At 63.0% G+C, this 10,499-nt stretch carries 7 protein-coding genes; 5 read left to right on the top strand and 2 right to left on the bottom strand.

Annotated features, from left to right (window positions below; genetic code table 11):
- The first annotated feature begins 701 nt into the window (after nucleotides 1–701).
- Nucleotides 702–2,042 carry a TAXI family TRAP transporter solute-binding subunit gene (locus SB822_RS53715; protein ID WP_410858663.1) on the top strand — a complete coding sequence of 447 codons (1,341 nt, stop codon included), beginning with the start codon at nucleotides 702–704 and terminating at the stop codon, nucleotides 2,040–2,042.
- Nucleotides 2,043–2,079: 37 nt separating this feature from the next.
- Nucleotides 2,080–3,195 carry an AI-2E family transporter gene (locus SB822_RS53710; protein WP_410858662.1) on the top strand — a complete coding sequence of 372 codons (1,116 nt, stop codon included), beginning with the start codon at nucleotides 2,080–2,082 and terminating at the stop codon, nucleotides 3,193–3,195.
- Here the strand turns inward: SB822_RS53710 and SB822_RS53705 are convergent.
- The gene (locus SB822_RS53705) at nucleotides 3,192–4,916 is read right to left on the bottom strand and encodes a SulP family inorganic anion transporter (protein ID WP_410858661.1); all 1,725 of its coding nucleotides are present in this window, start codon (nucleotides 4,914–4,916) and stop codon (nucleotides 3,192–3,194) included. The two genes, SB822_RS53710 and SB822_RS53705, sit on opposite strands and share 4 nt — an antisense overlap.
- Before the next feature lie 216 nt (nucleotides 4,917–5,132).
- Here SB822_RS53705 and SB822_RS53700 point away from each other — a divergent pair, with 216 nt between their 5' ends.
- Both SB822_RS53700 and argG read left to right on the top strand, forming a co-directional pair.
- Nucleotides 5,133–5,582 carry a hypothetical protein gene (locus SB822_RS53700; RefSeq protein ID WP_007746354.1) on the top strand — a complete coding sequence of 150 codons (450 nt, stop codon included), beginning with the start codon at nucleotides 5,133–5,135 and terminating at the stop codon, nucleotides 5,580–5,582.
- 119 nt (nucleotides 5,583–5,701) lie between these two features.
- Nucleotides 5,702–7,036, top strand: coding sequence for an argininosuccinate synthase (gene argG / locus SB822_RS53695; protein WP_007746355.1), 1,335 nt, complete (start codon nucleotides 5,702–5,704; stop codon nucleotides 7,034–7,036).
- Between the two features lie 104 nt (nucleotides 7,037–7,140).
- Here the strand turns inward: argG and SB822_RS53690 are convergent, their stop codons facing one another.
- A complete protein-coding gene (locus tag SB822_RS53690) occupies nucleotides 7,141–7,659 on the bottom strand; it encodes a DUF421 domain-containing protein (protein ID WP_410858660.1) in 519 nt (172 codons plus the stop codon).
- Between the two features lie 195 nt (nucleotides 7,660–7,854).
- Here SB822_RS53690 and SB822_RS53685 point away from each other — a divergent pair, with 195 nt between their 5' ends.
- The gene (locus tag SB822_RS53685) at nucleotides 7,855–10,239 is read left to right on the top strand and encodes a phosphoketolase (protein WP_079488720.1); all 2,385 of its coding nucleotides are present in this window, start codon (nucleotides 7,855–7,857) and stop codon (nucleotides 10,237–10,239) included.
- The last annotated feature ends 260 nt before the right edge of the window (nucleotides 10,240–10,499 follow it).

Here is a 10,499-nt window from a genome sequence, read left to right as displayed (position 1 = left end):
GCGTCTGCGCGGTAAACTCGAAATCGACGGGCGTTTCCTGCTGCCGCACCGTGACGACGGTGACTTCGACGGCCGGGTGCGGTGGGGGCCTTCTTGCAGGCGGTGAGAGATGACAGTGCCAGCAGCGCGAGAGGCAGAAGCAGCCGCTTGCGCGTCGGATGTTTTTTCACAACAAGACAGAGGCAGTTCGATAGCCGATACAACAAAGACGCCATGAGCGCCTCCCCATTCAAGCTATTAGGTGCCGTGCGTCACGCGACAACACGAGCGCGCGCTCGCGCGCCGCGCGGACCGGCAGCCAGGTTCGAATTGTGTTGACGGGCCAAAACGCTGCCAGTCGCTTTGCTGCTTCGAAGGTCTCCTTCGCGCCGGTCCCGTGTTCGCCGCCGAGCGTGCTACAAGGGGGCAAGCGGGCTACAAGCGTGCTACAAACGTCCAGACGGTCTAGACGAATACGCAGCTCCGCAATATCGAACGGCATGTCTGCGCACGCGCCGCGGCCGAACGCGCGGGCATCACGCAGCGAGTATCTGGCAGCGGCACGGCCCGCACCATTGGACTTTGGTCCAATACCGATCCCTGGGATCGTGCATTACCCTGATCAGAACGCTGGACGCCTGATGCGACACATACGCGACACATGCGCTCCGAATGTCCTTTCACAGATGTGAAAGGACCCTGGCGAACGAGAGGGCCCAGCGATGCCCAGGGACAACCCAGCGCTTCACCGCAGCCAGAAGCCACCCGTCGCGCCACGGCGCAGGTGGCTTTTCGTCGTCGGTGCCGTCATCGCGCTGGCGGCGCTGGGCTGGGGACTGTATGCCGTCATCGAGCCGGCTTTCCAGACGCGCATCGTCATCACGACGGGCGCGGACAAGGGCATTTATCGCGGCTTTGCGGAGCGCTATGCGCCCATCCTCAAACGCGACGGCGTGACGCTCGAAATCCGCAGCTCGTCCGGTTCCGTCGAGAACTACGAGCGGCTCAAAGACCCCACGAGCGAATACCAGGTGGGCTTCGTTCAATCGGGCACCACCACGCCGCAGGAAACCGATCATCTGGAAACGATTGCCGCCGTTTCATATGAACCGATCTGGGTTTTCTATCGTGACGCGCAGACCATCAACCGGCTCGCGCAACTGCGCGGCAAACGGATCGGCGTCGGCGTGCCGGGCAGCGGGCTATTGGAGGTGTCGCGGGTCTTGCTGCGCTACAGCGACATCACGCGTGACAACACCCAGCTGTTCGAAATGGATGCGCCGAACGCCTGGCGCTGCCTCCAGGACGGCTGTCTCGATGCAGCGTTCTTCATCGGCAGGCCGGACGCGCCGATGCAGCAGATGTTGCTGAACAGCGACCTGAAGCTGATGAGCTTCGCTCAGGCCGACGCGCTCGTGCAGAAATTCCCGTCGCTGAAGAAGGTGACGTTCCCGCGCGCCTCGACCAGCATCGTCGACGATCGCCCGCAAACGGACGTCACGTTGCTGGCCGCGACGGCGCTGCTGGTCGCGAAGGACACGTTGCATCCCGCGCTCGTCTATCTGTTGCTCGACGCAGCCAGAACCGCGCATGCGGGAGAGGACTATTTCACGCCGCTCGGCACCTTCCCCAATCTGAATACGGATGAATTCCCCATTTCCAGCGAAAGCGAGCGCTACTTCAAGTCCGGACGCCCGTTCCTTCAGCGCTACCTGCCGTTCTGGCTTGCGAGCTTCATCGAGCGGCGCCTGCTGATCCTGGTGCCGTTCCTGGCCGTGCTGATCGGGCTGGTGCAGGCGCTGCCGCGGATGCTGGAATCGCGCGTCAAGAAGCGCTTCGTGGTCTGGTATCGCGAGCTCAAGGCGCTGGAAGACGAAATCTGGAAGACGGCGCAGCCATCTGCGCACCAGCTCTCGCAATGGCACAACGAACTCGAGAGCATCGACGCGCAGGCGAGCCAGATACGCGTGCCGACGCGCTATCTGCACGACGTCTATGCGCTCAAGCAGGCGATCAGCGTCGTGCGGCACCGCATCTCGCGGGCGGCGCGACCGACCGGTTAGCGCGGGAAATCGCGCAGTGACTCAGCGGAGAAAATCGATGTTACCCATCCAGAGTTCTGAGAAGTCATTTGCGCGCGGCATGCTCGACGTGCTGATCCGCGCGGGCCTGATCGCCATTCTCGCGATCTTCTGCTTTCGTATCGTCGTGCCGTTCCTCAATCTGCTGGTGTGGTCGCTGATTCTGGCTATCACGCTCCATCCGCTGCTGGTTCGCCTGCGAGGGCAGTCGAAGCGCTACAACGGCCTGGTCGCGACGCTGATCATTCTCGCCGCGTTCGCCATCATCCTCGTGCCGACCTACCTGCTGGGCGTGGCGGCCGCGGATTCCATCGAGCACGTGACGGCCATCATCAAGAGCGGCGGCGTTCGCATTCCGCCGCCGTCCGAGTCGGTCGCCACCTGGCCGCTCGTCGGGCAGCGTCTGTACGACTTCTGGTTGCAAGCCTCGACGGATCTGACGGGGCTCGCGCAACGGTTCGCGCCACAACTGAAGGAAGCCGGGCTTGTCGTGCTCGGCACGCTGGCGGGGCTCGGCGTCGGACTGGTGACGTTCGTCGTCGCGCTGATTCTCGCCGGCGTTTTCATGGCGCATGGCGAGCAAGGCCGTCGCAGCGCGGTGCTGATCGCATCGCGCGTCTCCGGCCCGGAGAACGGCCCGAAGATCACCGAGTTGTGCATTGGGACGATCCGCGCCGTCGCGCAAGGCGTGGTCGGCATCGCGTTCATCCAGATGCTGCTGATCGGCATCGGCTTCGTCGTGATGGGCGTGCCCGGCGCGGGGCTGCTCGGGCTCGCGGTGCTGTTGATCGGCATCATGCAGTTGCCCGCCACCCTCATCACGATTCCCGTGATCGTGTTCGTATTCGCCACCGAGGGCGCGAGCGCCGCGACCATCATCTTCGCGATCTACACGTTCATCGCGGGGCTGGCCGACAATGTGCTCAAGCCGTTGCTGCTCGGCAGAGGGGTCGACGTGCCGATGCCCGTCGTGCTGATCGGCGCGTTGGGCGGCATGATCACGAGCGGCGTGCTGGGTCTGTTCATCGGCCCGGTGATGCTCGCGGTCGGCTACCGGCTGTTCTGGCGATGGGTCGAGGATCAGCCCGCCAGCGAATCACGCAGGGGGGAAGGGCGTTTGACCGGGCGGATTTAAAGCTTCTTCGACGCGCTGTTTGCCACGCCGTTTGCCGTGTCCGGCGCATGAAGTGCTTGCCACGCCGCCAGCGCTTCTTCGAGATTGAAGAACATCCGCCCTTGACCCAATGTCGCGCCGAGCGACGAGAGTTGCACCGCCGCGAGCACGCTGGGATTGAGGTGCACGAGCCAGATCGCGATGCCACGCTCGCGCTGCTTTTTCTCGGCTTCGATCAGCATCTTGAGCGCGGTGTACTCGAGATCGAACACGGCGCTCATCTCCAGGATGAGGACCTTCGGCTGCGCCGCGTCGATCAGCGGCCGCAGCTTCTGCCCGATGTGCTCGGCGTTGGCAAAGAACACGCGCCCCTCGACCCGCAGCACCAGCAGCCCCGGGAACGCCTCGTCGTCGGGATGCTCGTCGGACACGGGGCGGAACACGTGCGTGCCTGGCTTGCGGCGCAGCACATAGACGGGCGGATCGGCCACCTGATGCGCGAGCGCAACCAGCGATACGACAATCGCGACGAGTATGCCCTGCAAGGTGCCGAGCAGCACGACGCCCGCCAGCGCGACGAGCGCCCACAGGAATTCGGTGCGGCGTATCCGCAAGATTGCTCGGAAATCGGCCGGGCTGAACAGGCCGATCGAATAGACGATCACGACGGCGGCCAGCGTCGCGTGCGGCATCAGGCCGATCAACGGCGCGAGCAGCAGCATCGTGCCGAGCGTGACGGCCGCCGTGACGAGCTGGGCGAGTTGCGAGCGCGCGCCCGCCAGCCGGTTGACAGCCGTCTGGCTCGTGCCGCCGCCCGCGGGCATCGCGCCGAGCCACGCGCCCGCCGCGTTGCCGAGGCCCGTCGCGAACAGTTCGCGGTTCGGCTTCGGCATGGGTTCGCCATTGCCCACGAACGCACGCCCGGCCGCGACCGTTTCGGTGAAGCTCATCAGCGCGATGCCGGCGGCGTCCTTCCAGAGCGAGCCGATCAGCGAGAAATCGGGCATCACGACAGAGGGCAAGCCCGTCGGAATATGGCCGACCACGCCGACGCCATGCGCGGGCAGGCCCAGCAGCACGACGGCACCGATCCCGCAGGCGACGGCGATCAAGGGTGCGGGCGCGCGCGGATAGAAGTGCTCGAACGCCACGAGGATGGCGATCGTCGCCGCGCCGACGGCTACCGTCCACCACGCTGCGTGGGGAATGCCCATCGCCAGGGCCGCGACGTTGTGAAAAAACGAACCTTTTTCCGGGTGGATGCCGAACAGCTTCGGCAGTTGATCCAGCACGATGACGACTGCGATCCCCGCCTTGAAGCCCGTCAGAACGGGATCGGAAATGAAGTTCGCGACGAAGCCGAGGCGCAGCAACGCGGCCAACGCGAGCATCCCGCCGACGAGCAGCGTGAGGGTCGCCGTCGCGCGCATCAGCGCGGCCGTTTCGCCGCCGGGAACGGCCTGCGCGAGCGCGGCGGCCGTCAGGATGGCGAGCGTCGCGCTGGTGCTGACGCTGAGCGGCCGCGACGTGCCGAAAAGGGCATAGATGACCATCGGCACGAAGGCGGTGTACAGCCCGACTTCGACGGGCAGCCCGGCCACCGAGGCATAGGCGAGGGCCTTGGGCAGCACGACGGCTGCCGCCGTGACGCCGGCGACGAGGTCCGGCTTGATCCAATCCTTGCGATAACCGTGCACCCAGTCGAGCACGGGAATTCGCAAACGGCTGGCAACGTGTCCCATGATCGCGAGGCCTCCGCATTTCAGTCGGCGACGGTGCGGCTATCGACTACGCAACAGCTCAGGTTGACGCGCGACGGACGTTTTCCGCTGCGATACGTGGATGGCGGTTTCCGATGCTGGCGCGGTTGTGCTTAGTGTAGGTCATTGGTCCTAGCCCGCATCGACTTTGCGTGGTGCAGTAAGATGCTAGGTTCACCAGACAACGAGCCGCCCACGATGGACAGCGTTTCCCCGTTCGACCAGGTCCAGTTGCTCGCCGAATACGCCGATCTGCGGCAGCGCGCGGCCGCGCTCGACGAGCAGGTGCCGGCTTGCCTGCAGCGCATTTCCGACAAACTGCCCCGGATCAGCGGCGAGTCCGAGCTCGCGGATCACTACCGGAGTCTGCTGGTCGGCGCGCGCAGCAAGGCGCTGGTGTCGATCGAAAACTACCATGAGGCGATTCCGTACCTGCAGACGGCGGAATCGCTGATCGTGCAGTTGAACGGTCATCCGGACGGGCAAGCCGAAGCGCGCGGCGAATTGCTGGACCGTCTCGACGAGCTGATCGACGCCGCCGTGGGCATGATCGATCTGGCGGAGCAGTGTTTCGGCGACGCGCAGGCCACCGACCCCGACGCGGTGCCACCGTCGATTCTCGACGCCCCGCTGCACCCGGATGCCTGACGCGCGGCAGCGCTGCAGCGTCGCGTCATGCCCGTTTTCCGCCGAATCCGGCTCGTAGACGGGCATGTCTGATAAAGTTTCGCCTATTCCCTTCAAAAGTCGATTCAACGGTTTTGATTATGAGCACAATCCTCGAAAATGTTCCGACCGGCCAGAAGGTCGGTATTGCGTTCTCAGGCGGCCTCGACACGAGCGCTGCGCTGCACTGGATGCGCTTGAAGGGCGCCGTGCCGTACGCGTACACAGCCAATCTTGGTCAGCCGGACGAGGAAGATTACGACTCGATTCCGCGCCGCGCCACGGAATACGGCGCCGAAGGCGCGCGCCTGATCGACTGCCGCGCGCAGCTGGTCGCGGAAGGCATTGCGGCGCTGCAATGCGGCGCGTTCCACATCTCGACGGCAGGCGTCACCTACTTCAACACGACGCCGATCGGCCGCGCCGTGACGGGCACGATGCTCGTCGCCGCGATGAAGGAAGACGGCGTCAACATCTGGGGCGACGGCAGCACGTACAAGGGCAACGACATCGAGCGTTTCTACCGTTACGGCCTGCTCGTCAATCCCGATCTGAAGATCTACAAGCCTTGGCTCGACCAGCAGTTCATCGACGAACTCGGCGGCCGCGCGGAAATGTCGGAATTCATGCGCCAGTCGGGCTTCGAGTACAAGATGTCGGCCGAAAAAGCCTATTCGACCGATTCGAACCTGCTCGGCGCAACGCATGAAGCGAAGGACCTCGAAAGCCTGGAGTCGGGCATCAAGATCGTCAACCCGATCATGGGCGTCGCATTCTGGCGCGACGACGTGCCCGTCGCGAAGGAAGAGGTGACGATCCGCTTCGAAGAAGGCCAGCCCGTCGCGCTGAATGGCAAGACGTTCCCGAACGCCGTCGAACTGCTGCTGGAAGCGAACCGCATCGGCGGCCGTCACGGCCTCGGCATGAGCGACCAGATCGAGAACCGCATCATCGAAGCGAAGAGCCGCGGCATCTACGAAGCTCCGGGTCTCGCGCTGCTGTTCATCGCGTATGAGCGCCTCGTCACGGGCATTCACAACGAAGACACAATCGAGCAGTACCGTGAAAATGGTCGCCGCCTCGGCCGCCTGCTGTACCAGGGCCGCTGGTTCGATCCGCAGGCCATCATGCTGCGCGAAACGGCGCAACGCTGGGTCGCGCGCGCGATCACGGGCGAAGTGACCGTCGAACTGCGTCGCGGTAACGACTATTCGATCCTCAGCACGAAGTCGCCGAACCTGACGTATCAGCCGGAGCGTCTGTCGATGGAGAAGGTTGCCTCGACGTTCTCGCCGCGTGACCGCATCGGCCAGCTGACGATGCGCAACCTCGACATCACCGACACGCGCGACAAGCTGCGCATCTACGCGCAGGTCGGTTTGCTCGCACCGGGCGAATCGTCGGCGCTGCCGCAACTGAAGAACGATACCGAGTAAATCGGGCTTCTGACGGGGCGGGTCTCGCGCGAGTGCTTCGTTCGTGAAGCTGGCGCGGCCCGCCCCGTTTCTTTGATACGTGACGCTGCGTCACAATTTCCTGCCTACGCATCCGTTTTCCCTTCGCTCCCTTTCGCGCCTTTGCGAATCAGGCTCATCTGTCCATTGCGTTCGAGAATCGCCGCATACACGTCGTGCAGATCGAGCGCGTGAAGTTCATGCCGCGCGGCCTCGAAAACATCCGTGCGCGTAATCAGCGCAGCTGACATCTGACGGCTATTGAACTGTCCGTCGCGATATACCTCCCGTTCGACACCGACCACCAGCGATTCGAGCCGCGGCGAGCGCACGCAGCACCACGCTAGCGCGCGATGAATCAGCACGATCACCAGCGACGCCGCGAGCGTCGGCACCACAGGTGATGCGCCGATGATGACGCGGCTCAGCGTGGCGCCGAGCAGGATCGCGACCACGTAGTCGAACGGTGAGCGTTGTCCGAACGAGCGTCTGCCCGAGATGCGGATGAACACGAGCGTCGCGAAGAACACGACGATCGCGCGCATGGCTGTCTGCAAGGCGGTGAGATGGTTGCCTTCGCCGAATAGCGTCATGATCACGTCCATGTTGTGTCTCCTTCCTTTGATCGATGCGTGACGGTCGCTATGCGTTCGGCCCGTCGATTGCAAGCGATTCAACGGATTTGCAATCGTTGTGCCGCCTGCGTCAACGATGCATGCATTCGCAATAGACATACGCAAAGCACCTTCTATGATTAGGGAGGCACTGCGTACCGCGAAACCTCTGCAAGGAGACGCTCAATGGACGACACCCGCCCTCAACTCACGCCGTTGCAAGCCGATGAACTGCGCAACATGGACCGCTTCTGGCGGGCATGCAATTACCTGTCCGCCGGCATGATTTACCTGCGCGCGAATCCGCTCTTGCGCGAACCGCTGAAGCCCGAGCACATCAAGCGGCGTCTGCTCGGTCACTGGGGTTCCGATCCCGGCCAGAGCTTCGTGCTGGTGCATCTGAACCGGGTGATCAAACAGCGCGATCTGAACGTGATCTTCCTTTCGGGGCCGGGCCACGGCGCACCCGCGACACTCGCGCACAGCTATCTGGAAGGGCGCTATTCGGAGATCTATCCGGACCGTGGCGAAACGGAAGAGGGCATGGGGCGTCTTTTCAAGCTCTTCTCCTTTCCGGGCGGCATCGGCTCGCATTGCACGCCCGAAACGCCGGGCTCGATTCACGAGGGCGGCGAACTCGGCTATAGCCTGTCGCACGGATATGGTGCGGCGTTCGACAACCCTGATCTGATCGTCACGGTGATGATCGGTGATGGCGAGGCGGAAACCGGGCCGCTCGCCACCTCGTGGCATTCGAACAAATTCCTGAATCCGGCGCGCGACGGCGCGGTGCTGCCCGTTCTGCATCTGAACGGCTACAAGATTGCGAACCCGACCATACTTGCGCGTATCCCGCATGAAGAACTCGAAGCGCTGTTGACGGGTTATGGTTACAAGCCGTGGTTCGTCGAAGGTGACGAGCCGGAGAAGATGCATCAGCAGATGGCGGCGACGCTCGACGAGTGCATCGACGAGATTCGTGCGATCCAGCAGCGTGCGCGACAAGAAGGCAATACGCAGCGGCCGCGCTGGCCGATGATCGTGCTCCGATCGCCGAAGGGATGGACGGGGCCGCGCGAATTCGGCGGACACAAGATAGAGGGTACGTGGCGAGCGCATCAGGTGCCCGTCGCCGATCCGGCGAGCAACGGCAAGAGCCTGAAACTCGTTGAGGAATGGCTGCGTAGTTACGAGCCGGAAAAACTCTTCGACGAAGCGGGGCGGCTGGTTGCCGAATTGCGCGCGCTCGCGCCCGTAGGGCCGCGGCGCATCAGCGCCAATCCGCATGCGAATGGCGGAGCGTTGTGCAAGGCGCTGGACCTGCCGGACTTCACCGAATACTCCGTCGACGTGGGCAAGCCCGCAACGAACTACGTGTCGCCCACGGATGTGCTTGGCCATTTTCTGCGCGACGTCATGCGTCGCAATATGACGAGCTTTCGCGTATTCGGCCCCGACGAAACCGCCAGCAACAAACTCACGGCGATCTACGAAGCATCGCAGAAGACGTGGCTCGCGCAGATCGTCGAATCGGATAGCGACGGCGGCGATCTGTCAGCCGATGGCCGCGTGATGGAAATGCTGAGCGAACATACGCTGGAAGGCTGGCTCGAAGGCTATACGCTGACGGGGCGGCACGGTCTCTTTGCAACGTACGAAGCGTTCGTGCATGTGATCGATTCGATGTTCAACCAGCACGCGAAATGGCTGGAAAAAGCCAAACGCGAGTTGCGCTGGCGGCAGCCCGTGCCTTCGTTGAATCTGCTGATCACGTCGCTCGTGTGGCGTCAGGACCATAACGGTTTTACGCATCAGGACCCCGGTTTTCTGGACGTCGTGACGAACAAGAGCCCCGATGTCGTGCGCATCTATTTGCCGCCCGATGCGAACTGTCTGTTGAGTGTCGCCGATCATTGCCTGCGTTCGCGCGACTATGTGAACGTGATCGTCGCCGACAAGCAGCCGCACTTGCAGTATCTGGACATGAAGTCGGCCATCACGCATTGCACGAAAGGCATCGGCATCTGGGACTGGGCATCGACGGATCTCGACCACGAGCCGGATGTCGTGATGGCGAGCGCCGGCGACATTCCGACCATGGAAGCGCTCGCAGCCGTGGAGATCCTCAAAGGGCTGTTCCCCGATCTGAAGATCCGCTTCGTGAATGTCGTTGACCTGTTCAGGCTGATGCCCGATTCCGATCATCCGCATGGCTTGTCGGGGCGCGATTTCGATTCGCTGTTCACGACGGACAAGCCGGTGATCTTCAACTTCCATTCGTATGCGTCGCTGGTTCACAAGCTGACGTATCGCCGCACAAATCACGCGAACATTCACGTGCATGGCTATGCGGAGAAGGGCAACATCAATACGCCGCTCGAGCTCGCGATCATCAATGGGATCGACCGGTTTTCGCTGGCGATCGATGTGATTGATCGTGTGCCTCGTCTGCGTGGCGTCGGCGATCACGCGAAGGAACGCTTGCGCGATCAGAAGATCCAGCACCTCGATTACGCGCATACCGAGGGTATCGATAGCGAAGAGATTCGGGAGTGGAAGTGGGTTGGGTGATGCCCGGGCGAGTGGGTTTTGTTTTTTCGCTGGCATCCGAGTTTTGCCTTCGTGGCGCGGGCGTTGCCGGGCGGTGTTTTGGCTTTGCGCTGGCATCCGCGTTACGGTGTTGGCTGTTCACGCGTTGCACCTGTGCGGGGTGGCACCTGCTTTGTATGTGAGGGCTGGTTGGTTTGCTTCGGCTTGCGCTGGCATCCGCGCTATGTCTTCGTGCTTCAAGCGTCGCCCCTGTGCGGGGCGGCACCTACTTTTCTTTGCCG

The organism is Paraburkholderia sp. SIMBA_054 (genome assembly GCF_046534875.1).
GTDB classification, from domain to species: Bacteria; Pseudomonadota; Gammaproteobacteria; order Burkholderiales; family Burkholderiaceae; genus Paraburkholderia; species Paraburkholderia hospita.
Note: the sequence above shows the minus strand (reverse complement) of the source record. Positions and strands in the feature narration are given on the sequence as shown.